Origin of the sequence: Candidatus Koribacter versatilis Ellin345, assembly GCF_000014005.1 — a bacterium.
GTDB lineage: Bacteria > Acidobacteriota > Terriglobia > Terriglobales > Acidobacteriaceae > Korobacter > Korobacter versatilis_A.
In genome coordinates this window covers 4,677,679-4,702,753 of sequence record NC_008009.1, presented here as the reverse complement: position 1 = coordinate 4,702,753, position 25,075 = coordinate 4,677,679, and the positions used below count along the sequence as shown (strand labels likewise).

Here is a 25,075-nt window from a genome sequence, read left to right as displayed (position 1 = left end):
GCCCATTCATGCTCACCCTTCGCAAGGTCTTCAAGGCATTCTCCTATCGCGACTTCCGCCTCATGTGGTTTGGGGCGTGCACCTCCAGTATTGGCACGTGGATGCAGATCGTCGCGCAGGGCTGGCTCATTTACCGGCTGAGTCATTCCGCCTTCCTGCTTGCGTTGGACCAGTTCATGGGCGGCATTCCGATCTTCGTCCTCACCCTGATCGGCGGCGTGGTGGCCGATCGCGTCGAACGCCGCAAAGTTCTGCTGATCTCGCAGTTCATCCAGATGGCGAGCGCCATCACCCTCACCGTCTTAGTCGCGACGAACTACCTGAAAACTGCACACGATGTGTGGATGATCATCACCTTGTCCTTCGTCTCCGGCGTGGCGCAGGCTTTCGGCGGACCGGCTTATTCCGCGCTGATCCCGACGCTGGTGGACCGCGAAGACATGCCGAACGCGATTGCGCTGAACTCCATCCAGTTCAACATGGCGGTGACGGTTGGCCCAGCGCTGGCAGGCATCACGCTCGCCAAGCTCGGAGAGAAGTGGTGCTTCGGCCTGAATGCGGTGTCGTTCCTGGCGCCGGTGCTCTCTCTCCTGATCATCTCGGCGCGGTTCCAGCCGCAGCGCACCAAAGAGAGCGTGCTCACCAGCCTGAAGCAGGGCATCAGTTTTGTTCGGCAGCGCGAAGCGATGGTTGCGCTGATTGTGCTCGCGTTCTGCATGACCGCCCTCACCGCGCCCATGCGCACCTACTTCCCAGTCTTCGTGAAAGACATCTTCCACCGCGGCGCCGAGACGTACGGTTGGCTGCTGTCAGCCATGGGCATTGGCTCGATCATTGGCTCGCTGATCATCGCGAGCCGCGGCAACATCCACAACAAAGGGCGCGTGGCGCTGGTCACCATGACCTGCCTCGGCGCGGCGATTTCCGCCTTTGCGCTCTCTCGCGCTCTGCCGTTCAGTTATTTCTCGGTGATCATCGTGGGTGCTTCCATGATGGCCGTCTTCGCCACCGTGACCTCGCTGGTGCAATTGATTACGACAAACGAAATGCGCGGGCGCGTGATGAGCGTCTATAACTGCGCCTTCCGTGGCGGCATGCCGATGGGCAACCTCGTCACCGGCCAACTGGTTCCGATCTACACTGCGCCAATCGTCGTCGGTGCGAGCGGGGGATTGCTGGTGCTGATTGCGATTTACTACCTGCTGTTCCAGCGCCGGGTCGCCGCGCTCTAGCGCTTTTCGAAAAGCCGCAATTCAAGGTTCGGGAAGTCTTTCTTCTCCACCTGCGCGTATCCGGCCGGAACCGCCGAGACCAGCGTTTGGACGCGCTCGTTTTCGTGCGGCACCGGACGGTCGGGGTGATAGATCACGACCCATATCCGCGGATTCGTGAGCCCTTCCACTACGCGCTCGGGATGTGCGCGATCTTCCGCGGTTCCCGCGAGATCATCTGGGGGAACCATCGGCACGCCGAAAGCGAGACCAGCGGGGCCGGTGCGCTCGTGGTAATAGTCGAAGGCTGTGCGCGTGTACCACGGATAGAAAGTGACGGCATCGCCTGGCTGATATCGGGTGACGACAAATTGGTTGAGTGCGCGCCAGTCCTCGCGCGGCTTGCGATAGAACTGCACGTCGGTAAAGATCGATGCGGCGGTCAGCACCGCGACCACGATGCATCCCCAGCGCCACGGCAGTCGCGCCGCGCCGACTGTACAGAGAAGCAATCCAGCGGGCAGGCAGATCAGCAGGTATTTGAACGCGAAGATGCTGTGATGCATGGATCCGAGTGCGGTAATCGCGACAGGGAGCAGCAACCAGAGCGAGAGGAAGAACGCGCGCCAGCGCCATTCGCGGTGGCTCCAGACGAACCACGCACCTAGAACCAAGAGCAGAAGCGCAATCACGACCTTCGCGCCGCTGCCGAACAGGAACTTCGCAAAGTTCCACAGCATCTTCGCGCTGGGCGTGTCGAGCCAGTAAAGATCCAGCGTCTGGCTGCGGAAGACCACGAACGCCGCCGCCGGCAAGCAGAGCAGTCCGAGCGCCACATATGCCAGCATGCCGCGAAGCCAGCGACGCTCGGCGCGCGCCTTCGCCAGAAAGGCAAAGAAGAAGGCGGCGATGATGAGCGCCGCGAAAAAGTGCGCGTAGACCGCAATGCTGGCGAACGAAACGTACCCTGTCCACGAGCGGATGCTATCGGTCTCGAGTGCGTCGATATAGAACCAAGCACTCGCGAGTACCAGCAACAGAGTCATGGGATAGCTGCGCGCGTCCTGCGACAGTTCGATAAATGACGGATTCACCGCGAGCAGAAGCGCCGCCATCCACGCGACGTTGCGATCGAACAGTCGCCGCGCGATCTCGTAGAGCACCGGGACGGCTGCTGCGCCACACAGCGCCGAAGGCAGTCGCAACATGAACTCGCTGCTGCCGAGGTGCACCCACAGCCGCATGAAACCGTAGTACACGGTCATGTTGGCTTCGTGTGTCCACCAAGCGTGCGCGAATTCGCGGAAGGGAAGCCGGCAGAGGGTGTAGGTGGCGGCTTCGTCGAGCCACAGGCTCTTGTGGCCGAGGTAGAGCAGGCGCAACACCAGCCCCAGCGCGAAGATCGCCCATGCAAATGGACTGAAGCGTCGTCCGGTCGCAGCGCTGCTGGGCTGTGGGGCGGAAGCCATGCGTTGGCTTCCATTTCACCACAGCCGCTCGTCTCGACGGTGGTTTCTATTTCGGTAACGCGCCGATCTGCTGCATCATGGCGAGCCGGTCGGATTGCAGCCACACGCGATTGATCTTGCCGTCGGCAATGCGGTAGATCGCGGTGGAGGTCACCTCCACACGATTGCCGCTAGGCTCGCGGCCGGCGAACAGGCCTTGGTGGGTGCCTTGCATGCGGAAACGGACGGCCACGCGGTCTTCTTCGGCGAGGATGTCTTCGATCGCGAACTGGGCGTCGGGAAATCCACGCCACAACTGCTCCAGGGTCTTGGCATATTCGGCGGGACCGTTCTCGCCGCGACCTCCAACAAAGTCGTCGGCGACGACCTGCTGGATGGCGGCAGGATTCTTTGCGTTGAACCCGTCGTGGAAGAGCTGCTGCACTAGCTCCTTATTCGTCATCGTCGTCTCCTATGCTGCGATCGTGTAGGGTGTGGCCGTGCGCGCGATCCGCAACGCAATCGCCCACCAGTGCAGGCGCTCGAGCATCACCGCCATGGAGCGTTCGGCGCGCGCGCTGTCTTGCGGAGTTTCGGTTTCGAACTGCTGCCATGCATTGGGGAAAGTGACGCCATCGCGGACCGTCATGGCGTGCAACTCGACGAAAACCTGCCGCAGTTGCTCCACCGCGCGAATGCCGCCCGACATTCCGCCATACGAGACGAACGCTACTGGCTTGGCGTGCCACTCGGTGTTGAAGGAATCGATCAGTTGCTTCAGCGGGGCGGGATAACCGTGGTTGTACTCCGGAGTCACCACGACGATCGCATCCGATGCGGCAAGGCCCTCGCGGATTTCGTTCATCGGTGTCGCGGCGGGATCAATGGTTTCGATGGCGAAGTTGCCGGTGCGCGCGATCTGTTTGGCAGCCCAGCCGGCGACCTTATCGCAAAGCCTGCCAGTACGCGTGCTGCCGTAGATAAGTGCTACCCGAACGGTGTCGGTCATAAGTCGCTGAAACTCCTCGGTTCGAAGATTCACAAGCAGGAGCTTAAAACCTCAAGTAAACTTGAGGTCAAGAGGATTTTTGTAAATGCCTGAAATTGCAGCGGAACTGACGGTGGGCGAGGTCGCGAAACGAAGCGGAGTGGCGGTTTCAGCGGTCCACTTTTACGAGACTGAGGGGCTGATCCGGAGCTGGCGGACGGCTGGGAACCAGCGCCGGTTTGGCCGCGAGGTGCTGCGACGGATCGCAATCATCAAGGTCGCGCAGAAGACCGGGATCCCGCTGGCGCAGATTCGCGAAGCCCTGAGCACTCTGCCGCAGGGCCGGGCGGCGACGAAGGAAGAATGGTCGAAGATGGCGGCGATGTGGCGTGGCGAACTCGACGACCGGATTGAACGGCTGACGCGGTTGCGGAATCAACTCGATGGCTGCATCGGTTGCGGATGCCTGTCGCTGGCGACTTGTCCGTTGCGTAATCCTGGCGATCGAGTGGCAGAGCAGGGGCCGGGGCCGCGGTTTCTTGATCCGGAGCCTTAGCACAATGTCGTGTGACGACCGACACGCGGTGACGTGTCGCCGGTCACAGATTTTCTCGACAAGGCCGTTGTACTCTGCGACCGTGGGTTAGTCCCAAGAAAACCAAGAGTTCTTTGACAACTGAATAAAGTTGCCGGCGGGCAGGTGTCTCTGCGGCGTTACGCAAAGAAAGATTGCGGAGCTGACAGGGGCCTTCTTCGCTCAGGCAACTATGCGCAAACCGTCTTCCACAACCTGAGGAGGACAACAGCCGTGCGCGCGATGACCTCTAACCGACTGCACCCCCAGTTGGAGGTTCTATGGATCCCAAGATCCTTATAGCGATTGTGGCCGTTATTGTCGTGATCGCGGTGGTTGCGATGGTCATTTTCAGTCAACGTCGCAAATTGGCGTTGCGGCAGCGCTTTGGACCGGAATACGAACGCGCGGTCAAGGAACGCGGTTCAGAGCGGGCGGCGCAGAGCGTGCTTGCGGAGCGCGAACGGCGGGTTTCGAAGTTCAACATCCGAGATCTCAGCGAAACCGAGCGGGAACAGTACGCGGAGCACTGGCGCAAGGTCCAGGCACGCTTCGTAGACGATCCTCGCGGGGCCGTGAACGACGCGGACGAAAGCGTAGGCCTGCTGATGGGCACGCGCGGCTACCCGATGACGGATTTCGACCAACGCGCTGCAGACCTCTCTGTCGATCACCCGAGAGTGGTCGAAAACTACCGCGCAGCGCACGCCATTGCACTTCGGCATCGTGCGGGCCAAGCCAGTACAGAAGACCTGCGGCAGGCAATGATTCATTACCGGTCGCTCTTTGAAGACCTTTTGGACGGGCATAGGCCCGGTGAAACCAGGACAAGAGAGGTTGCATAATGGCGGAACTTAAGCGCAAAGACCAGGAACTCACGACAGCAGATCTCGCCGGCACCAACACGACTCCGGAGAGCGACCGCCGGCCGCAGTTGGTTCGGAACGACGAAGCGTATCCGCTGCAGAACGAGACCATCCGCAATGAGGAAAACATCGCGCGCGATGAGTCGTTCGACGCCGAAGATCGCAAGGTCGCGACCCTGAACCGCGGCATGGCGAGCACGGCGATCTCGCCGCTGTTCTCGGACAACGAAGTCGGCGACTTCCGGAACCGGTGGAACAACATCCAGACCGGCTTCGTGGATGAACCGCGGCGAGCCGTGGAAGACGCCGACGGCCTGGTGGCGCAGTTGATGAAGAAACTGGCGGAAGGCTTCGCGAATGAGCGCGCCGGACTCGAGAAGCAGTGGGACCGCGGCGACAACGTTTCCACCGAAGACTTGCGGGTCGCGTTGCAACGCTATCGGTCGTTCTTTGACCGGCTGCTGAAGATCTGAGCGGTGTCGAGATTCGGTCACCGAACGCTGAGCGGTGTCGAAAAGGGGTTCTTCGACTGAGAATCCGCATTTGTTATGCGGATTCTCCGCTCAGGATGACAAGAGCGCTTAACTTCGCGTGAGACGCTCGGTTAAGCGCGTTTTTACTTCGGGCCATTCCGACGCGGTGATGGAATAACGGGCTGAATCGCGCGGGATAAGGTCAGCGGCCATGCGATGGGCGCGCAGGATTCCCTCGAACTTGCAGCCGAGGCGTTCCATCGCTGAGCGCGAACGCTGATTGCGAATGTCGGTGTGCAGACAGACGCGATGTACCTTCCACCCCTCAAACGCGTGTGTTAGCAGCAGGAGCTTGCACTCGGTGTTGACTGCGGTACGGATCGCCGTGGGTGAATACCAGGTGTAGCCGATCTCGACGGCATCGGGCGTGGGGCGGTTATGCTCGGCGTGGCCGGCGGGCCAGGGCCAGCGCTCGATATTGAAGAAGCGCGTGGAGCCGATAACCATTCTATCGGCGAGACGCACGACCGCGAAGGGCACTCCCGTAGCGGCGTCGCGCATGGCGAGGGCGGTCTCGATGTACTTCTCTGCATCGGACGGCGTCCGAGGAACCGGGCTCCAAAGATAGAGTTCCGGATCACCGGCTGACGCAGCGGCTAGGGCGTCGGCATGGGCGAGCGTTAGCGGTTCGAGGCGGACGTGTTGGCCAGTGAGAGTCAGATTTGTGAGAGTCATGGAAATTTGACGGTCATGCACTCCCACCCTCCCCTTCGGGGAAGGGTGGGGCACCCACTTACAAACTGTTTTTCGAGAAGCCTTTGCGGCGCTGCTTGCTGTAGCGGGCCAGCGCGTCTTCGATGATCGGGTACGCTGCGGAGGCGTGCTGGATCTCGTCGACCTCGACTTCTTTGCCTTCGAGGACTTTGTAATCCTGGAAGAAGCGGCGAAGCATTTGCAGGCGGTGCGGTGGCATCTCGTCAGCTTCGTTGTATGAGTTGAACTCCGGATCCTTGCTGGCCACGGCGATGATCTTCTGGTCGGCCTTGCCGCTGTCAATCATCGTCATGAGGCCGATGGTGCGGGCCTGGATGATGGTGAGCGGCACCACGGGTTCCTGGCAAAAGACGAGGATGTCGAGCGGGTCGTCGTCTTCGGCGAGCGTTTGCGGGATGAAGCCGTAGTTCGCGGGATAGTAGGCCGCGGAGTAGAGCATGCGGTCGAGCTTGATCATGCCGCTCTGCTTGTCGAGCTCGTACTTCACGCTCGAGCCGAAGGGAATTTCGATGACGGCGTTGCATTCCTGCGGGATGTGTTCGCCGGGGCTGATGTCGTGCCAGGGATGAATCATTGAGTATGTGAGCTTTCTTGAAGATTAGGGCCTTGCCTTGATTTTACCAGCGCGGCACCTGCATTCGATGCGCGGTAAATGCCATGTAGAATCGGCTTGAATGGCATCAGGTTTCTTCAGCCGCGCGGCGCGCGCATTGCGTCCTTCCCATCAGCATTCTGCGTTCTCGGCCACGCTCCTGCTGATGGTGGCGGTGATGCTCTCGCGTGTGATCGGCTACGTGCGCGAGGCGTACATCGCGTGGGCGTTTGGCGCGGGCACCCAGACCGACGCATACGTGGCGGCGTTCACCTTGCCGGACTGGCTGAACTACATCCTTGCCGGTGGCACTGCATCGATCACGTTCATCTCGATCTACACGCGCTATCTTTCGCAAGATAAGCAGCAGGACGCGAAGAAGACGTTTTCGGCGATCATCACGATCATCACGACCATCCTCGTGATCATGATTGTCTTCGCGGAGTTCTACACCACGGCCTTCACGCGCTGGTACTTTCGCGGGTTCACCGAAGACCAGGTACTGCTCTGCGCGCAACTGACGCGAATCCTGCTGCCGGCGCAGATTTTCTTCTATGTGGGCGGAGTGGTTTCGGCGGTGCTGCTGTCGAAGCGGTTGTTCCTGTTGCCGGCGCTCGGGCCGCTCCTCTACAACGTCTTCATCATCGTCGGCGGCGTGGTGGGCGCGCGGCGATATGGAATCTCGTCTCTGGCAATTGGCGCGCTCGTCGGGGCATTCGCTGGGCCATTCCTGGTGAACGCATTGGGAGCGGCGAAGACCGATATCGGCTTCCGGCTGAATTTTGATTTTCGCGACCAGGGCTTTCGCGAGTGGATCAAGCTTTCTATCCCGCTCATGCTGGGCGTTTCGCTGGTCACGGCGGACGACTGGATCCTCCGCTTCTTCGCCAGCCACGGGGCGGGTGACATCACGCGACTGAACTACGCGAAACGGTTGTTCGCGGTGCCGATTGCGGTGCTGGGGCAGGCAACGGGGCAGGCATCCTTGCCGTTCTTTGCGCGGTTGTTCGGCGAAGGTAAGCGTGAGGAATTTGCGCGGCTGGTGAATGAGTCGGTGTATAAGCTGGTGGCGGCGTCTCTGCTGATGAGCGCATGGATGATGGCCGCAGCGCTGCCGATTATTGATCTCGTGTACCGGCGCGGGCGGTTCCACTTCCAGGATTCGCGTGAGACCGCGGTGTATTTCTTCTGGTTTGCATTGTCGCTGGCGCTATGGTCGGCGCAGGCGCTGTATTCGCGGGCATTCTACGCGGCGGGCAACACGCTTACGCCCATGGTTGCAAGCACGCTCCTGACGATCGCGTCGATCCCCATCTACAGCGTGCTCTACCGTACCCATGGTGTGGTGGGCTTGGCGATCGCATCGGATGCCGGGATTCTGCTGAATACGCTGGCGATGGTGATCCTGTTGGATCGTGGCGGATTGGTGCGGGTGCGCGACCTGCAGTGGAAAGAGATCGGGAAGGCGTTCCTGACGGCGGTAGCGGCGGGCGCCGCGGCGTATTACGCGTCGTACATGCTTCCGGTGAGCACGTCGAAGGCACAAAACCTGGCGGCGTTCGCGGTGCGGACGATGGTGTGGGCGGTGGTGGCGTGGATCGGGCTGAAGGTGATGCGATCGGAGTTGCCGGGCGCTATGCGGCGGAAGAAGGCAACGGCAGAGCCTTCGACGGAGATTGCGGAAGACACGAGCGCGGGCGTTTAGCGGTGCAGGGCTAAAGCCCAGACTTTTTATCGGCGGCGAATCGGCAGCGCTGAAGCGCTGCCCTGATACAAAACCCTAGCGATACGAAGCGCGGTGTCAACGGCGCTGGCCTGATACAAAGCCCTAGCGATACAAAGCGCGGTGTCAACGGCAGTGCCCTGATACAAAACCGTCGCGATACAAAGCTCTAGCGAATGAGTTTCATCTGCGACCAGTCGTAGCCGAACTTCTTGCCGCATTCGAGGCAAACGACGTAGTGGCTGCCGCCTTGTTGCGGTTCGAGGGAATCCCAGTCACCGGCAGATGAGTGTTGGGTGCGGGCGGCCGCAAAGGGTTTGGACATGCGGCGGTGATGGCATCCGAAAGACAGGGCCTGCAACAGCTTTTGGAACATCGTGCACCTCGGGGAGTTGATCCATTCGGCGGGCGCACACCGGATGGTTTGGGACGGGGCGAAGGTTGCGGCCTTCGCCCTTGATTCGTTTTCGACGAAACGCTTACGCGGTCTTCGCGGTGGCGGTTTCCTTATCAGCGTCTTTCTGGCCGGGCTTGCGGATGTCGATGCCGCCCTTAAAGAACGCGCCGTCTTCAATGCTGATGCGCTGGGCGACGACGTCACCGGTCAACGAGCCTTCGTTGCGAATGTCGACGCGATCGCTGGTGGTGAGGTTCCCCTTCACCTTGCCGAGGACGACGACTTCGCGGGCATTAATGTTGGCGGAAACGATGCCGTTGCGGCCAACCGTAACGCGGTTACCGGGAAGGTTGATGGAGCCTTCGACGCGGCCGTCAATGTAGAGAGATTCGGAGCCGGTGACCTCGCCCTTGATGACGAGCGACTTGCCGATGGTGGCCTGCTCGGCGGTGTTCACCGCGGCGTTACGCGGGGCGGGAGCGGGCGTGGGTTCGATGACCGGGCCGGCGCTCGGGGCAGGCGTCGGCGTGGGCCGGATGGGCTCGGGAGTTGCAGTGCTACCGGGGGTGGCGTTGGGCTTCCACATCATGGGACAACAATTTCCTTTCGGGGGATGAGCGAGTAATTACCCGCACGTTATAGTCCAAAGGAAATCCACACGCAAAAACAAGCAGAATAGCTGGATTTACGCGGGGTTCCGTGGGCTCAGTCTAACGCCGCGCCGGGATACTCGCCACTGTCTTGCGTAAATATTCCAACAGTGTTGGCATTTCTTATATCAGCTTATCGCCCTAGCGTGGGAGACTGCGAAGACTTAACATGCGAACTAGGCCGAACGCCGTAGGATCAGGCGCAGGGGCTAAAGCCCCGGAGTTTTTGCGAAAGCTTACGGCGTGGCTGAAGCCACGCCTTGATACAAAGCAGCCGAATGCGCGACAGCGCCCTGTGTAGATAGCCCGCATCAAATTGGAATCAATGCTCACTGACCAACAGATCCTGGACCACATAGAACGGCAGGCGCACCAGTCTGCGAATTTCAAGCAATTGGTGCGTGAAATGCGGCTGCGCGGGCCAGACCGCGACCAACTGGGGCGTCGGCTGGAATCACTGGTGAAGCGCGGAAAACTCGTAACGGCCGCCGCCGGGCGCTATGCCATGGTGAAGACAACGCGGGCGCAGAACCTGATTGCCGGAAAACTCAGCATGCATCGCGATGGGTATGGGTTCGTGATGCCGGGCGCGGCCGAGGTGAAGAGCGCGATCGAGGGCGACATCTACATTCCGCCGCACGCGATTGGCTCGGCAATGCATGGCGATGAGGTGCTGGCCGAGATCGTGGCGACGAAGAAGGACGGTCGCGCCGAGGGGCGTATTCTCCGCACGCTGAACCGGGCACACACCAGCGTGGTCGGCACGTTCCACTACGACAAGGTCAATTTCGTGCGGCCGATCGACGAGAAGATCACCCAGGACATCGTGATTCCGAAGGGCATGGAGTGGCCTCCGGACGTGGAGCGCGAGGAAGGTGAGAAGCGCAAGAAGCGCTCGGAGCAAGATCGCGTGATTGGCACGGAGGCGAAGCGGCGGGAGTGGACGGACCTCGACAACCTCGTAGTGAACGTGGAGATCACGGAGTGGCCGTCGCCGACGCAGAGCCCGCGCGGGCGGGTGGTGGAGATCCTCGGGTACGAGGACGATTTCGGTGTGGATACCGAGATCATGATCCGTAAGCACCACCTGCCGCACCAGTTTCCGGCAGCGGTGCTGAGCGAGGCGCGCAGCTTCAGCCCGGAGATTCCGGCGAAGGAAATCAAGCATCGGCGGGATTATCGTGAGCTGCCGATCGTGACCATCGACGGCGAGACCGCGCGCGACTTCGACGATGCGGTGCTGGTGAGCCACCTGCCGAACGGGAACTTCGAACTGCAGGTGCACATTGCGGACGTGGCGCACTACGTGACCGATGAGTCAGACATTGACCTTGAGGCGCGGCTGCGCGGGACGTCGGTGTACTTTCCGGACCGCGCGGTGCCGATGCTGCCGCTGGAGCTCTCGACCGACATCTGCTCGCTGCGGCCGCAGGTGGAGCGACTGGTGCTCTCGTGCGTGATGGAGATCGACCACCAGGGCGAGATCGTGGGCTACGAGTTGAACGAAGGCGTGATCCGCTCGGCTGAACGTATGACGTACACCGCCGTGCACGGCGTGCTGCAAGGTGATACGGAGTTGCGCACGCGTTATGCGCCGCTAGTGAAGAACTTCGAGTTGATGCGCGACCTGGCGTCGATCCTGAACAAGAAACGACAAAAGCGCGGGTCGATCGATTTCGATTTGCCGGAGCCGGTGATCGAGTTCGACGAGAACGGGCTCATGAAGGGCGTGACCCGTTCGGAGCGCAACGAGGCGCATCGGCTCATCGAAGAGTTCATGCTGGCAGCGAACGAGAGCGTCGCGACGTATCTCGAGGCGCGGAAGATTGCTTCGCTGTATCGCATCCACGAGAAGCCGGACCCGAAGCGCGTGTACGAGTTTGAGACGCTGGCGGCGAGCTTCGGATATTCGCTGGGCGTGGGTTCGCTACCGATTGAACGCGTACACCTGAAGGCCGATAAGCGCGCGCGGCATGGAACCGGCAGGCGCTCGGAGCCAATCGAGATACCGAAGGATGTGCACATTACGCCGCGGATGTACCAGAAGCTGACGCAGAAGCTCGAAGGCAAGCCGGAAGAGCGCATCCTGAGCTACCTGATGCTGCGGTCGCTGCGCCAAGCGCGCTACTCGGAGAAGAACGAAGGCCACTTCGCGCTGGCGGCTACGAGCTATACGCACTTCACGTCGCCCATCCGACGGTATCCGGACTTGATCGTGCACCGCATCCTGAAACAAGTGTTGAAGGAGCAAGCCGAGAAGAACGATCACGGTGTGCCCGTCGGGGTTGGCGGTGCGGTGAACGAAGTCGACGGACACTCGCCGTGGAGCAAGCGCGACGGGCACGAGCGCAAGGGCAAGCAGCAACACGAAGATCGTCCGCCGCTCACGGGGCCGATTCCCGAAGAACAGTTACGGCAGATTGCGGAAGAGAGCAGCGATGCCGAGCGTCGCGCCGACGACGCCGAGCGCGAGCTGCTGGAGTGGAAGAAGATCAAGTTCATGCAGGACCGTGTCGGCGAGGAGTTCACCGGCCTGATCGTGAGCGTGACCAAGTACGGGCTCTTCGTGGAACTGACGGATTTGTTCGTCGAGGGTCTGGTGCCGCTGCTTACGCTACAGGGCGACCATTTCAACTATCACGAGAACACCAAGCAACTCATTGGGGAGCGCAGCCGGAAGACGTACTCGCTCGGCGACAAGGTGCGCGTGATCCTCGACCGCATTGATCGCATGCAGCGGAAGTTGCAGTTTGCGGTGGTGGAAGACGAGCCGCACCGGGCGGAGGGAAAGCACAAGAAGTCGCGCTGATTTACAATTTTCTTATGGCACATATGGTGAAGTGCGTGAAGCTTGGCCGCGAGGCGGAGGGTTTGGAAGAGCCTCCGTTCGACAGCGAACTCGGCCAGAAGATTTACAACAACGTATCGGCGGAAGCATGGCGGGGGTGGACGGAGCACCAGAAGATGCTCTTGAACGAGTATCGTCTGCAGCCGTGGAAGAAGGAGCACCAGGAGTTCCTGGTACAGCAGATGGAAGCCTATTTCTTCGGTGAGGGCTCAGAGGCGCCGAAGGAGTTCGTACCGCCGTCGCACTAGTGTAAAATCGGAGTTACCCCTTCTTCTCGCCTGAGAAGAGAACGCGTCGGGACGTGGCTCAGCCTGGTAGAGCACTCGCTTGGGGTGCGAGGGGTCGGCAGTTCAAATCTGCCCGTCCCGACCATTCATTACTTTTCGCCCTTTCAAAGATCACATCGAAGGGCTTTCTGTAAGTTGGATAAAGACTTACGCCGTCTATCGAGCAGTTCAAAAGTACCTTTTTGAGCAATTCGGCTTGTTCGTGCGGTTTCCTCGTAACGTATAGAAAATGCGCCTTATTCGCGAGTTCTAAAATCCTTTTCGCATTCAGGGTGCGCTCGGCTGCTGGTGTCGTTAACCCGGCCTCCGCGTCGATGATTCGACGTTCTTCCGTCTGCCAATCGGCCATCTTGCGCTGCCAGAACTCTTCCGGAATCTTGCCGTCGAGTTTGTCGGCATACGCTTTGTCCATGCGTTCGTGAATGAGTGTTTTCTGCGTTGCCAGTCGCTGGCGCTGGCGTTCGATCTCGGCTTTGGAGTTCTGTTCGTCCTGCTCGAGCGCTGCGGTGATCTTCGCGACAACGTCGTCGGGGACGTAAATGTCTTTGAGCAGAGTCCCGAGTTTGTCGGAAATCTCCTGTTCCCGGAAACGCGGAAGGTCGCACTTGCCCCGACCGCCACTGCACCGGTAGTAGACGTATTTGTTTTTCTTGAGCTCTGCCGTCACGGTGCAGTCGTCGTGAGCGCAAGTGAGCATCCCACGAAACGCGATATCGACCTTGCGATATTTGCCTTTGTTAAAACCACGAATCACCGCTTGTACGCTCTCGAATAAATTCGATGAAATCAGTGTTGGATGACTGCCGGTGTAGGTCCTTCCGGCCCACTCGAAAACTCCGGTGTAAACCGGATTCGTCAGGATGGTGTGCAGGTAACTCCGGTTGACGGTTTTTCCGAATCGTTCTCGAATCGCGTTCCTTAAAGTGATTAAAGAAAATCCGCCGGTCGCGTATTGCTCGAACGCGAATTTCACGATTTCGGAATTTTCGGAATGCACTTCGATGGTTCTAAGTATTTGATTGTTCCGATAACCGAACGGGGCACGTCCCGGATAAATGCCCTGCTCGGCTTTTTCGCGCATTCCCTTAATGACTTCTTCGCGCAAGTTATCGGAATAAAACTTCGCGGAAACGACCTCGATGCCGTGCATGAATTTCGTTTGCGCTTTCGCGTTTTTCGAATGCACGGTGCCGGTTTTTACGAAGTGAATCTCCGTGCCGAGTTTTTCAAGCAGGCCCAGGTCGTCGAAGTTGCGACAGAGACGGTCCATCTTCTCTACCAATAGGCAAACCGGGTTCTTAGTTCTTTTAAGGAAATCGACCATCTCGCCGAAGTGCTTCCGGCCCGATTGCTTTGCGCTTTCGACGTCGATAAATTCGCGTGTGATCCTAAATCCGTTCTTAGTAGCGTAGGCGCGGCAGCTTCGTTGTTGGGACTGAATCGAAAACCCCTCTTGCTGCTGTTCGCGACTCGAAACTCTTGCGTAAATAACGGCGTCCATTCCTTAAACCTCCCGCCCCGATTTTTTAGGGCTTTTCTTTAAACTTGCCTTCGCGTTCTCCCGCTTTCGGTTCCTTGATGCCCACCTCGCGTTAGCGGCATTCCGCGCAATTTCCTTTCGCTGCTCAGCGGTGAGCATTTTCGTTCGTTTCTTGGCCCCGATTTTGCCCTGCTGGCGGAAGTACTCTCGCAATTCGTCCGGCATGTCGATCATGGTCCTCGATTGTGCTAAGGGGTTAGCATCTGTCAAGCTCAGAATCAGAGAACTCGTCGTTTGTCTGAGTGTGGATTCCCGATACGCGCGAACGATATCGTCCCGAGTGAATTTGGAACCGCTCACGTCGCGGGTAAATTCGAAATACGGTTCCATGAGACGAGCGGCGTTACCGTTGAGGTTCAACATGCCCCGAGCATTCTGTAAGCCGAAACGATCAACGAGCGAATGAATGCCAATAATCTTCACCATTTCCGACTCGCCATAGGTCTTCACATCAGGGATTGGAAAGACGTTCGGGACTACTTCGATTGAAGCGAAAGGATCGAATTCGGCAGCGTTCTGCAGGTCGGCAAAGATGCGGAGTTCCTTCGGCAGCCTGCCGCCACCGACCTGGCGTTCGATTCGCGTCAGGATTGCGTGCTCTTTAAACCCGAAACAATCCTCGAACGTCGGCGGCTCCGCATCGCGACTTGCGCGTTTAAGGAACTCCGGATATCGGGTCTGACATTCGCGTTCCTTGTCGTAAACCCGGATGCAGTTCGGTGACTTGCCATATCGGAAGTATTCCAGTAGCTTTCCGCCCACTTCCTCGTAATCACGTTCCCCGCGCTCGTCCGACGAACGCTTGAATTTCACTCGCAAGCTGGATTGCGCATGATGAATCGGAAGGCCCGGCATGTCGGCGGCGAAATCAATGCGCATGAGACCGCACTCGTCGGGGTCCACCTCGAACAGCGTCGAAACGATCTCGCGAATCTCCGAAATCGTCTTGCGACCTGATTCGAGAATTTCCACCTTGTGGTCGCTTTCTTGGTTCCATCGGAAATGCACATGCACGATGGCATCGATTTCGAGTGATTGGCGTGCGTCTATGGTTCCGCTGTAGTGCCTAGATCGGCGCACAGCCCCCTCAAACCCTGCATATGGGATTTGTCGAATCCAATGGTTCAGCTCAGGCTGAAACGGGACGTAACCTTTGACCCGAATCTCGACCTTATCAAGCACCGGCCCCGCTCCTCGGGGCCGGTGAAACCCCGTCATCCTCGTCAATTTGACGTGAGTTGCAGGCTGTTAGACAGGGCCTGCAACTCGCGGCTGCGTGGTTGCTGCCGTGGTGGTCCTCGGTTGAGAGAGTCGTCGTGGTGTTGTTTTCGGGATGGCATGATTCCCCTAAATGGTTCTGGACGCTTGTATACGCGGCTGAGAGCGACTGGTGAAGGCTGTGAAGGGGTGAGGCAGCTAGGAAGTCGAGCAGAGCGTGAGCACACGCGGTACAGAGGGAAATCGAGCGGCTGAGCTTCTGGCGACGTGGTCGAATGCCGAGAGTGGACCAAAGAGCGGAGAGTGAAACAGTGGCTGGGCGGGTGCAACGGCTACATGGTGGTCGTTCCATGCGAGCCCTCCCGATCCCAGCGGTCTAGCAGTTGGAAAACCTCGATGAGCTTCGATACGTCTTCTTCGGAGAGGTCGAGCGCTCGGCGCTCGACGCTCATGGGGACTCCGTCCCCAAACCCCTGCGCGTTTTTAGGCTCAGAGAGCCCCGCTGCGCGGGGCTTAAAAGCAACTGCCCCGGATTCACCGCAGCATCCGGCAGAAATGGGAGGGCGAGCCTCTGGTTTTCGGCCAGCTGTCAGTGGGAGTGTTTGCCCTACTCTGAGCCCCGGAACGGCTCGCGACGCCGTCTGCCCGGAATTTCGAATTCGGACGTCATCCCGCTCGCCCACGTGTTGTGCTTGTCGCTGCACAATTCGACACTAGGCGAAACGGGAAAATTTGTCGCAACCCAAAAAATGCCGATTTTGGCATTTAGCCGGAGATAGTAGGCTGAGTGTCACGAATTAACTGGTGGTGACTACTTGCGATTCACGATTTGCGCGGAGTCGAAGCGTTGAACACATTCGGCGAGTCTCTCATGCAGGCGATGGGGGCGGAAAAGAAACGAGGGCGGGGGCATCCCTTTGATATCAGCGATGAAACCCTAAAGCACAGGCGGAATGCGCTGCTCTGGCCACTTGAGGAATGCTGGGCGCAAATCGGATGGGAGCTCCAAACTGCAAACACACTTGCTGCAATCCGCAAGGCGCTGAGCAAGACGCAAGGCTTGAATTGCCACGAACTCGACCGGTTTCGAAATGAGCTTACCGCCAAGTGCAACAAATCGAGGATTGCCCAACTCCGGAAAGAGATTGACTCCATGAAACGCGCTGGGCCAAAACTCTATCGGGAAGCAATATCTGCCGAAGAGAGCCTGCACACGGTGAGAATCGCGCTCCAAGAATCCGTGACTAAGGAAGATCAAGCGGATATGAGGGAGGCCCTGGCAAAGAGAGAGCAGCAAAATGAATCGGCTAAGGCTGCCTGGGATGCACACGGAATTTCGTTGAAGCATTTGAGCGATGAATTGGAAAAGAGCGAGGCCTATCTCTCACAGTCGGAGCTCTTGGAATTCATCCGTTCGGAAGGGAGATATTCACGCGAACCGGAAAAGTTTGCCAATGCGATGGCTGGACTGCCGGAGGTCAGCTGGCGCACATCGGCAGAGCGCTGCGCACAATTCCAATCTCGTCCGTCTATGACTTACGAGATGTTTGTCGTGGTTTCAGCTGCGCTGGAATCCGCACCTCGATCAAGAAGGGAAACGCTGCGCTTGCTCAAATCCGGAATTCAGGGAGAGCGAGCCAAATTGAGGGATGCAAAACGAGTTCTTAGTGAGGATTGGTTTTATCTGACGAGTGCAGTCAAAAAGACCGTCATTTCCCGCCTCCCTGCACGAGCATTGCCTTTCAGAATCTTCGAGAAATTTGAACTCGGGAGAAAAGTGCGGAGTGCCGCCGACAGAATCCGAGCAGAGGAGCAGAAGCTTTCCCGCACGAGCGGAGGATCGTAGGTGAGGGCTGAAATGGTCGGTGATACCCAGCCGTCAGGCATCCGTTTAAGTGAAAGTCAGGTTATTTGAACAGGGAACATCACTTTGCGCCGCACCTTGCATGGACGCTGACAGAGCTCAAGAATGCAGTTAACCTCTTTCAGATCACGCCCGCTCACCCTCGGAGCTTCCACGCACCGAGTCGCGGCCTTTGAACGCTCCGCATGAGTTAGCGGCTCGCCGACGCCATCCGATTTACCTTCTACGCCAGCTCATCACCTGAATTTATTTGGAGCTTTGAAGAGCACCGAGATACCGACGATTGTGTTGGTGTCCCAGCCTGGAGGGAGGTTCACCGACTGCAGCATGTAATACGGCCGGATAGAAAGTGTGGCTGAGATTGGCAACCGAACTCCGACCTGGAAACGGTTCTGCGTGAAGCTGGTACCGCCATTGGCAAAAGGGTTAAACCACGGAACGACTAAAAACTCGTTACTTACCACGACTGTCGGACGCCACGTTGTCCGAAGAGGCACACTGTAGTCGATTCCTGGGCGAAAGCGGAGGCGCGCGGAAGCAGGACGATTGTCTGGAAATCGGCCTTCGACGAGCGTGCGCAGGTTATAGCGCCACGGACCTCGCGATGTGCTCAAAGCTAGATTGAGCAGCAGGCGGTTTTCGTACTCAATCGCGGGATTGCCGGGGAAGCGCTGATAACGATAGCTCGGTGTGACGGTCAGCCAAGGCCGCGGACGAAAAGCAACGCCGGTCTGAACCAAGTGCTCGAAGAATCGCGATCCGCCTTCGTCGAACCTCTGATGGAATTCGACCTCCACAGAGTTGCTCGCTGAAAAGGGGACCGACATCGCCTGGTCCAGCCAGAGTCCGATGTTCTTTTCATCTTCCGGGTCCTCTGGTTTTTGTTGCTGCGCTCGGATGTAGGGAGGGAACAAGACGTACAGGATTGCAAATGTCAATAGGACATATCCGAGCGCTCGTCTTTGGGACATTCTGAACCTTTTTTCAAAACAATATTTCGGACTTGAATGCATGCTTCGAACTACCACTCTCGCGAGCGTAGATCCTCTACTTGAACGAGAACTCGTTTTCGCGCGGGGATCAATCATCCCTTCGTGCCCGACCGCGTTCACTCGGCGGCGCGAACCCATACATTGTCCGGAGCCAGGATTTCGGAATTTGGCAGCTCAGTCTGAATATTGACTCGTTGGAAACCTGCTTTCTTTCGTGGAACCGCGTCGAACAAGACGTAGTACTGATTTGAGAGCAACTTTTGCAGACGTTCCAAGTGCGGCTTGAAGCTGACCAGGGGCGAGGTGCCCAGGGAATAACATTCCCCTCCAGTTTCGTCCGCAATTTTTGTGAGACCCGAAAGTCCGAGCTGCAAATCCCATCCGCTTCGGCCAGCTCGGCCCACGCCAGCCGCATAAATCGAATAAACGACAACATTGAAGCGCTGGCTCATTTCGCTGGCAGAGGTGGCGTCAACACTGATAGCCGGCATGCTGTGATACACGGTCCCGAAATCTGGTCCAAGGCGAGAATTTAATCCAGCAGGAGAGTTGGTCGCAGTACTTGACTTCGGTCTACTCTGAGAGTTCGGTCCACTCTGAGAAGTCGGTCCGACGCGAGAGGGTTGAGGAGTTTCTCCCCGGAGCCGGTCGATCCCATCCGTGACCATCAAAACCTCGCGCCGTACCTTCTCCTGTTGCCAGCCCTTAAGAAGGCTAATCAGCGACAGGTATGGGCTATCCATCGTCGAGAAAGCTCCTCGGGGTAAGCGCACCGCTTTAAGAGCGAGATCGTGGTCAGGAGTAAAGTTCTGAGCAACATTGATAGTGGCGTTTGACATGTAAGCGACACCAATAACTGTGGAGGACGGTTGAGCGCTAATGAAATCCTTAAGGTCCTGGAGATTGTTACCAACCGAGGGGTTCAGAGTATCGTCAATCAAAATCATCAGCTGGAGCGCGGCGTTCTCACCCTGAGCAGGAATCACTTGCGAAACAGGCAGGAAACTCTTGCCTTGTTTAACTTTTATATCTTGTTTTTGCAGAGGTGGGAGTTCAGCGTCTTCCCGAAGGGCTGCGTCCGTAATCACAACGTGAACCTGAACAGTGGCAGAGGCGGCTTTCTCTTGCGAAATACCGAACGGGACCGCGAATGTCAATACATAGAACGCGCAGAGTACTGCAAACAACCCTTTCAAGTTTTTCATATTCTCTCCTAACTGATGAACTGCGCCACGCCAGTGGCGACGTCATACATTGCTCCAACCACTTGAATGCTTCCTTTTTTCACCAAATCTTCCAGAATCGGGCTTCGCCGCTGGATGGTCTCCAGCGCGAGAACCACATTCGTCTTCGCTAGGGCGTCAACGTAGGCTGGATTCTTGCTCGTTTTATCGACATCAAACTTCGTCGCCGTGATGGCTGGTTTGATTCGGGCGAGCAGCCCGGTCAGGTTGCCCATTTCAACATCGTCGATAGCTCCCTTGACCGCGCCACAGGCGGTGTGTCCAAGTACAAGAATCACTTTCGCGCCTGCCACTGCACAAGCGAACTCCATGCTGCCGAGGAGGTCGTCATTGACCACGTTGCCCGCCACACGTCCGTTGAAGGTGTCCCCGATGCCCGTATCAAAAATGATTTCGGCCGGTGCCCGCGAGTCAATACATCCCAGAATCATGGCTGCGGGGTACTGGCCAGCGGCACTCGATCTTTTTTGGGCTAGGTAATTGTGGGGAGCCGGATTCCCTGTTCGAAACCGCTCATTGCCCTTCTTTAACTCCGAGATGATCTGTGCAGGTGTCATGCGATCACGCTCTTCTTTGGTCAGGGAACCGCTTTCGGGGGTTCCGAGCTGGAAGGGCCACAGCGCGACTGGAGCGACCGCAGCTGCGGCAAACGCACCTGCCAGAAAGTGACGGCGGAGAAAATTGGAATCACTCAAGAAGGTTTTGGGCGAATTGAAATTCATAGATCTATCCTCCTTCGATAAACTCTGACGGATAGCTTGCAAGTGCGAATGGAGTTCGGAAAACTTATCAACGGAGCCCGGGAATCTTCGAGCGACTCTCCTGTGAGCGGGCTTTGATGTGTACGGGGCACACGTTCCGCGCTGCAGTCAGGCAAACCTCTCGATTTGGGCAAATTATTCCTCTGGTAACGGCTCAAACCGAGCGTCATCCAAGAACAGTTCTTGCTTCGGGGCCTCAGAGCCTTTGCGCTTTGTGCCAGGCAGAACCTCGAACCAGTTATCGAACTGCACCATGGTTGAAGCTAGCTGCGCAAGAACCTGGGGGTTGCCCACCATTTTTGCCTTCCCGGCGGCGACCTTGTCGGTCAACTTGGCGTTCCCGATCATCACGTCTTCCAGTTCACGTCGGTCAATAGTGAGGGTCAGATCGGCATCCTTTGCCTGGTAACCGGCGATGGTGGTCAGCGTTGCATTGCTCATTTCGACCACGAATTTCTCGCCGTTGTCCGGTGTCTCAAGGTTAATCTTGAACTTCATTCCCTCAGCCTTACGGCTGTCCATCTGGATTCCAAGATAGTTCAGGAAAAGTTCGGTACTGGTGCCACGCACGAAATCAGGGCTGCCCGCTTTTGCGGTCTTGACGGCAATGATTCCATCTCGCAGCTCTTTGGCTCCCGACAGGTAACCGTTGCGCAGGGCGACGCTCTCGCTTTGATAGCCGAGCTGTTCGTAGTTATCGGCTAGAAGGTCTTTGGCCGTCTGGTTATCGGGTTGCGCGTAAACCAGCTTATTTAGGATTTCCATTGCGTAACGGTATTTGCCCGCATCGTACAGCTCGCGACCTTTGGCAATAATTTTGTCCGCACCTCCCATCATCTCTACATAGAGGGGCGCGGAGTCTTCGGGCGAGAGCGGCACTAGAGTTGCTGGGTTCAAATCCCAATAGCCAAAATAACGCTGGATGACCGCGCGGCTGTTGTGCTCGTAGGACCCGTGATAAGCGTGCGTGTACCACAGCTGCTGCAAGCTCTTGGGCGGTTGATAGACGTTGTGGATCTGATTGATCGTCACGCCCGTGTTAGCGAGATGCATAACCTGGTTATTCAGATTTGCATACATGTCCCGCTGGCCTCGCATTACTTCCTGAATCCTGTCTTTGCCCCAGCGCGGCCAGCTATGCGAGGCGAACATCACCTCGGCCTGGTCGCCGAAACGGTACAGAGCTTCGTTGATGAATTTCGACCATGCCAGCGCATCTCTCACCTGCGCGCCACGCAGTGTGAGGATGTTGTGCTGACCGGCGACGATGTTCTCGGCTGCCCAGAAGGCTTTGAAGTCGGGGAACCACGTGTTCATCTCGGCGGGCGCCTCGGTGCCAGGTGTGTTCTGAAACTGCATCCTGACGCCGTCGATCGTCATCTCCTCGATCGGCTGCTCGATTAGCTTCGTGGGCGGAAGAATGCCGACATCGCCGCTGGCAACGCCCTTTCCAATCGCCTGATCGACATGACCGTAGGGGCTAGCTGGCACGAGGTCAGCGTAGGTGTAGGACTTGCGGCGCGTCATTGCATTGCCGCCGAAGAGGTTCTCCGAGATCGACTCGTACATGAAGCCCTTGGGTGCGATGATCTGCACCTTGCCAGCCGCGAGCGCGTCCGGATCGACAACACCGCGTACACCGCCAAAATGATCACCGTGAGAGTGCGAGATGATGACGGCTACAACGGGCCTTGCTCCAAGCTTTTCGTTTACGAACTTGAGAGCAGCCCTCGAGGTTTCTTTCACGGTCAGCGGATCGATCACGATCCATCCGGTCTTGCCTTTGATGAAGGAGATGTTTGCAAGGTCGAATCCGCGTACCTGGTAAATGCCCGGGACTACCTCGAAAAGGCCGTACTCCATGTTGAGCGTCGCTTGGCGCTGCAGCGAAGGATGGATGGTGTCGTAATCCGTTCCGCTGAGAAGAAAGCTCCAGTTATCCATGTTCCAGGCCACATCGCCCTTGTCATTCATGATCTTGCGGTAGGAGGGCGCTGCAATAAAGCCACGTTTCGCTTCGTCAAAATCTTGCCTATCGGCGAGAGGGAGAACTCTTCTCTGCTCCTGTTGTGCTTGGACCGTGTACTGCGAAGGCGGCTTTCCCTTGGGATTGAAATGCCGTGTTTCCTGCGCATCTATCACTCTTACGCTTCCCAGGGCTGCGGCTACGACTACAAGAATCGCCAAAGGTGAGAGTCTGGGATTTTGCATTCTGACCTCCTCTTATTACTTGAGCTGGATGGTTGTTCCCAAAAGCAAGCCGCTCATGCGCACGTCATACTTAAATCCGCCATTGCGGTAGTCGAGACTTAGATACCGATAGCCCGTCTGCAAAGTGATTTTCTTATGAACCTGATATCCCAGCAGAGGCACCACCTGCCATTCCAACTGTGAGCCTGCGCCGAACCCTCCAACATCACCAAACAAGGTAAAGCGGAGCTTTTGGCCCAAGGGCGTCTGGAACCGCGCGCCTAGCAAAGGGTCGGCCCAATTTTGACTCGTGGAGAACGTTCTTCCCAAGAGACTGGGCTCGAACCTGAGACTTGCCCCCAGGTGCCAATAACGAAATCCGGTGAAGGCATCGACGCTCAGGCGTTGCCTCTCCACTAAGCGATATCCCACTTCGGGGCTAAGGAAGAAGTTTTGTACCTTAGCTTTTGCCGTGATCGCTACCACCTGAATAGGGAGGGCTTTGTCGTCGGAAAGCTTGATCCACATCAAGTCAACGGGCAGTAACAGTCGCTTATAGCGTACTTCTGACACCGCCATCAGCCCAATATCGAGGTTGGAGAAAACATCTCCGAACCCCGCGTGAATACTTGCGTCGAAGCCGCGTACGCCTAACGTCCCATGGACTCCGGAAAACCAGAGATAAGGAGTTGCCGCAAAATGCCAATTAGAATCAGGAGCAGAACTGCTAACCGGCGTTGTGCTTGCTGGCATCTGTGCACTTGCCTGTGGACTGGCGAACCCCGCCTCGGCGATGACTCCGGCGTTGAGTCCACAATGTGCGGGCACACACTCCTCGCTTTCTTGTGCCGAAGAAAGCACGGCATTCAGAAAGATTATGCTGAGGATGAGCGCGGTTCGTGCTCCCCTTGACCACAGAGCGCCCGCGCTACCGCCTGAAGAATTTGGCAATCGAATTCCCACTTGTGTTCCCCACGGAGGCCGCTGACCACAGCTTCGTCTCGATTGGTCGAGAAGTTCGGCGGATGACTGTTGCGCAGTCTAGCCAAAGCGATTGGTGCGGTTGACGGTAGTGGGAGTCCGGCAGTCGCCGAAACTGTTATTTTTGCCAGTGAACGCTTGGTCGAAAGCGCATATTTGAGCCTGTAGTTGTCGGAACAATCGACCACGATCCAAGCGCTCGATCTCAGGAGGATGCCGTCCTCCTTTGGAATGGCGCAGGTTGACGTCCGTCTCTGGAGGCTGTAAGGAGCTCGTGGGGACCGACGCCGAATGAAATCCCCTTATCTCAAGTACTCGCGTTGTGGCACGATTAGTGGTAATACACCATCTCCCCAAAGGGGAATCGAATGACTGCATCTGCCTCAGATGGATTGGTTCATCTCGACGCTTCGACCTTCCAGAAGCCACTCGGACAACTGGCGGAGGTGCTGGCGCAGAAATTGCACCGAGAAGCCCCCAAGTTGCTTCCCGCGCCGACCTTTGTCGCTGTCGACCTGTTCGTCTTGATGCGGAAAGCAATGCGCACATACGACTTACTTTTCTATCTCAATGCCGATGAGAGGAGAAACAGTGATTGCTATTGGAGGTCCGCGTACTCCGTGCTAGCGCTTTCGTTGATACGAACAATGATCGACTGCTTGTACAACATCACCACGATATTGCAAGCTCCAGCAGCGAACGGCGCGCTCTTTCGGAAAAGCGGGTTTCAGAAGTCTCTCAGGGCTCTCGACGACGAAGAGCAGCGATACGGGGGACAGCCCAAATGGGATGAGTACATCGCGCGCGGGCGCTCGATGATTGACCTTGGGCTACGGGAGAGTGGTTTCACCTTAGCCGAAATAAATTCGCAGAAGTGGGCGTGGCACACATTGGGGCAGTATCTGTCGTATAAGCCGGGCGGCCGCACCACCGCACACCAAGACTTTCTGAGAACTTTTGCGTACGGCAACTGGCGTGAATATTCGGCAATGTCACATAGCACATTCGAAGGGCTCATGCCGACTGCGATGTATTACGTCGCGGACACTGCGCCACACGACAATAGGGAGATGATCGAACAAAGATTTGAGCTCGTCTTGTTTATGCACATCGGACGTGCGGCAGGCTTATTGCTGTGCATCATTACGGAGTTGCAGGCCCACTTTAAGTTCGATGACGATGGGGCACGCATCAACGAGCGAATCCATGAAATGTGGGACGCTCTGATGCCGGTGTTCGAGATTAAAGAGCTGTACGACGGCCACTATCGTCAGCGCATGAAGGCGAGAGGAATTTGAGAAACGAGGGCCAGGGCGGCCCACATCTTTAAGTTTCTGTTATATCTATCATTCTCAAAAACCGTTCGGTTGCCCCACTTCTCGCGACTTTTGAATGGAAAAGCGTCGCTCTCGACTTCTCATTCAATTCCGCTTAGACCCGCTCCCGGGAACCCA

At 57.5% G+C, this 25,075-nt stretch carries 22 protein-coding genes, 1 tRNA gene and 1 pseudogene; 10 read left to right on the top strand and 14 right to left on the bottom strand.

Features of this window, described 5'->3' with window-relative positions:
* The first annotated feature begins 8 nt into the window (after positions 1 to 8).
* Positions 9 to 1,232: an MFS transporter gene (locus ACID345_RS20625; protein ID WP_011524775.1), complete on the top strand. Its 1,224-nt coding sequence runs from the start codon at positions 9 to 11 to the stop codon at positions 1,230 to 1,232.
* Here the strand turns inward: ACID345_RS20625 and ACID345_RS20620 are convergent.
* The 3 genes from ACID345_RS20620 to ACID345_RS20610 are packed head-to-tail and all read right to left on the bottom strand — an operon-like array spanning position 1,229 to position 3,668.
* Positions 1,229 to 2,680 (bottom strand): glycosyltransferase family 39 protein, encoded by a 1,452-nt coding sequence (locus ACID345_RS20620; protein ID WP_011524774.1) that lies wholly within the window; start codon positions 2,678 to 2,680, stop codon positions 1,229 to 1,231. The genes ACID345_RS20625 and ACID345_RS20620 overlap by 4 nt on opposite strands.
* A gap of 46 nt (positions 2,681 to 2,726) precedes the next feature.
* Entirely contained in the window at positions 2,727 to 3,122 is a 396-nt protein-coding gene (locus ACID345_RS20615) for an ester cyclase (RefSeq protein WP_011524773.1), read from the bottom strand.
* Between the two features lie 9 nt (positions 3,123 to 3,131).
* The gene (locus ACID345_RS20610) at positions 3,132 to 3,668 is read right to left on the bottom strand and encodes an NADPH-dependent FMN reductase (RefSeq protein ID WP_011524772.1); all 537 of its coding nucleotides are present in this window, start codon (positions 3,666 to 3,668) and stop codon (positions 3,132 to 3,134) included.
* Positions 3,669 to 3,753: 85 nt separating this feature from the next.
* Here ACID345_RS20610 and soxR point away from each other — a divergent pair, with 85 nt between their 5' ends.
* The 3 genes from soxR (at position 3,754) to ACID345_RS20595 (ending at position 5,560) form a co-directional block, all read left to right on the top strand.
* Complete coding sequence (soxR, locus tag ACID345_RS20605; RefSeq protein WP_011524771.1) at positions 3,754 to 4,203, top strand: redox-sensitive transcriptional activator SoxR; 450 nt, start codon at positions 3,754 to 3,756, stop codon at positions 4,201 to 4,203.
* 299 nt (positions 4,204 to 4,502) lie between these two features.
* Positions 4,503 to 5,066 carry a hypothetical protein gene (locus ACID345_RS20600; protein WP_011524770.1) on the top strand — a complete coding sequence of 188 codons (564 nt, stop codon included), beginning with the start codon at positions 4,503 to 4,505 and terminating at the stop codon, positions 5,064 to 5,066.
* Positions 5,066 to 5,560: a hypothetical protein gene (locus ACID345_RS20595; RefSeq protein ID WP_011524769.1), complete on the top strand. Its 495-nt coding sequence runs from the start codon at positions 5,066 to 5,068 to the stop codon at positions 5,558 to 5,560. The genes ACID345_RS20600 and ACID345_RS20595 overlap by 1 nt, the downstream gene beginning before the upstream one ends.
* Positions 5,561 to 5,668: 108 nt before the next feature.
* On the opposite strand, the gene ACID345_RS20590 is transcribed toward ACID345_RS20595, so the two are convergent.
* Both ACID345_RS20590 and ACID345_RS20585 read right to left on the bottom strand, forming a co-directional pair.
* Positions 5,669 to 6,295 (bottom strand): GNAT family N-acetyltransferase, encoded by a 627-nt coding sequence (locus tag ACID345_RS20590; protein WP_187148881.1) that lies wholly within the window; start codon positions 6,293 to 6,295, stop codon positions 5,669 to 5,671.
* Between the two features lie 58 nt (positions 6,296 to 6,353).
* Positions 6,354 to 6,908 (bottom strand): inorganic diphosphatase, encoded by a 555-nt coding sequence (locus ACID345_RS20585; protein WP_011524767.1) that lies wholly within the window; start codon positions 6,906 to 6,908, stop codon positions 6,354 to 6,356.
* 100 nt (positions 6,909 to 7,008) lie between these two features.
* Here ACID345_RS20585 and murJ point away from each other — a divergent pair, with 100 nt between their 5' ends.
* A complete protein-coding gene (murJ, locus tag ACID345_RS20580) occupies positions 7,009 to 8,631 on the top strand; it encodes a murein biosynthesis integral membrane protein MurJ (RefSeq protein ID WP_011524766.1) in 1,623 nt (540 codons plus the stop codon).
* A 187-nt stretch (positions 8,632 to 8,818) separates the two neighbouring features.
* On the opposite strand, the gene ACID345_RS27075 is transcribed toward murJ, so the two are convergent.
* Complete coding sequence (locus ACID345_RS27075) at positions 8,819 to 9,025, bottom strand: hypothetical protein (protein WP_041855944.1); 207 nt, start codon at positions 9,023 to 9,025, stop codon at positions 8,819 to 8,821.
* A 103-nt stretch (positions 9,026 to 9,128) separates the two neighbouring features.
* Positions 9,129 to 9,632: a bactofilin family protein gene (locus ACID345_RS20570; RefSeq protein ID WP_041857012.1), complete on the bottom strand. Its 504-nt coding sequence runs from the start codon at positions 9,630 to 9,632 to the stop codon at positions 9,129 to 9,131.
* A gap of 389 nt (positions 9,633 to 10,021) precedes the next feature.
* On the opposite strand from ACID345_RS20570, the gene ACID345_RS20565 reads away from it, so the two are divergent.
* The 3 genes from ACID345_RS20565 (at position 10,022) to ACID345_RS20555 (ending at position 12,916) form a co-directional block, all read left to right on the top strand.
* A complete protein-coding gene (locus tag ACID345_RS20565) occupies positions 10,022 to 12,505 on the top strand; it encodes a ribonuclease R family protein (protein ID WP_011524764.1) in 2,484 nt (827 codons plus the stop codon).
* Positions 12,506 to 12,519: 14 nt separating this feature from the next.
* On the top strand, positions 12,520 to 12,792 hold the full coding sequence (locus ACID345_RS20560) for an oxidative damage protection protein (RefSeq protein ID WP_011524763.1): 273 nt from the start codon (positions 12,520 to 12,522) through the stop codon (positions 12,790 to 12,792).
* A gap of 47 nt (positions 12,793 to 12,839) precedes the next feature.
* A tRNA-Pro gene (locus tag ACID345_RS20555) sits at positions 12,840 to 12,916 on the top strand.
* A 543-nt stretch (positions 12,917 to 13,459) separates the two neighbouring features.
* On the opposite strand, the pseudogene ACID345_RS27570 reads toward ACID345_RS20555, so the two are convergent.
* Both ACID345_RS27570 and ACID345_RS20540 read right to left on the bottom strand, forming a co-directional pair.
* A pseudogene (locus ACID345_RS27570) lies at positions 13,460 to 14,332 on the bottom strand (recombinase family protein); the annotation flags it as partial.
* 3 nt (positions 14,333 to 14,335) lie between these two features.
* Entirely contained in the window at positions 14,336 to 15,451 is a 1,116-nt protein-coding gene (locus tag ACID345_RS20540; protein ID WP_187148879.1) for a hypothetical protein, read from the bottom strand.
* Positions 15,452 to 16,436: 985 nt separating this feature from the next.
* Between ACID345_RS20540 and ACID345_RS20535 the strand changes: the two genes are divergently transcribed.
* Complete coding sequence (locus tag ACID345_RS20535) at positions 16,437 to 17,435, top strand: hypothetical protein (protein WP_148210201.1); 999 nt, start codon at positions 16,437 to 16,439, stop codon at positions 17,433 to 17,435.
* A 254-nt stretch (positions 17,436 to 17,689) separates the two neighbouring features.
* Here the strand turns inward: ACID345_RS20535 and ACID345_RS20530 are convergent, their stop codons facing one another.
* From ACID345_RS20530 to ACID345_RS26705, 5 genes are all read right to left on the bottom strand, one after another.
* Complete coding sequence (locus ACID345_RS20530) at positions 17,690 to 18,424, bottom strand: DUF2490 domain-containing protein (RefSeq protein WP_011524759.1); 735 nt, start codon at positions 18,422 to 18,424, stop codon at positions 17,690 to 17,692.
* A 137-nt stretch (positions 18,425 to 18,561) separates the two neighbouring features.
* Positions 18,562 to 19,650, bottom strand: coding sequence for a hypothetical protein (locus ACID345_RS25920; RefSeq protein WP_011524758.1), 1,089 nt, complete (start codon positions 19,648 to 19,650; stop codon positions 18,562 to 18,564).
* 8 nt (positions 19,651 to 19,658) lie between these two features.
* Positions 19,659 to 20,411 (bottom strand): carbonic anhydrase, encoded by a 753-nt coding sequence (locus ACID345_RS20520; RefSeq protein WP_011524757.1) that lies wholly within the window; start codon positions 20,409 to 20,411, stop codon positions 19,659 to 19,661.
* 174 nt (positions 20,412 to 20,585) lie between these two features.
* The gene (locus tag ACID345_RS20515) at positions 20,586 to 22,661 is read right to left on the bottom strand and encodes an alkyl/aryl-sulfatase (RefSeq protein WP_011524756.1); all 2,076 of its coding nucleotides are present in this window, start codon (positions 22,659 to 22,661) and stop codon (positions 20,586 to 20,588) included.
* 15 nt (positions 22,662 to 22,676) lie between these two features.
* Positions 22,677 to 23,603, bottom strand: a complete 927-nt coding sequence (locus tag ACID345_RS26705) for a hypothetical protein (RefSeq protein ID WP_011524755.1) — start codon at positions 23,601 to 23,603, stop codon at positions 22,677 to 22,679.
* A gap of 386 nt (positions 23,604 to 23,989) precedes the next feature.
* Here ACID345_RS26705 and ACID345_RS20505 point away from each other — a divergent pair, with 386 nt between their 5' ends.
* Positions 23,990 to 24,919, top strand: coding sequence for a hypothetical protein (locus tag ACID345_RS20505; RefSeq protein ID WP_011524754.1), 930 nt, complete (start codon positions 23,990 to 23,992; stop codon positions 24,917 to 24,919).
* Positions 24,920 to 25,075 lie beyond the last annotated feature (156 nt).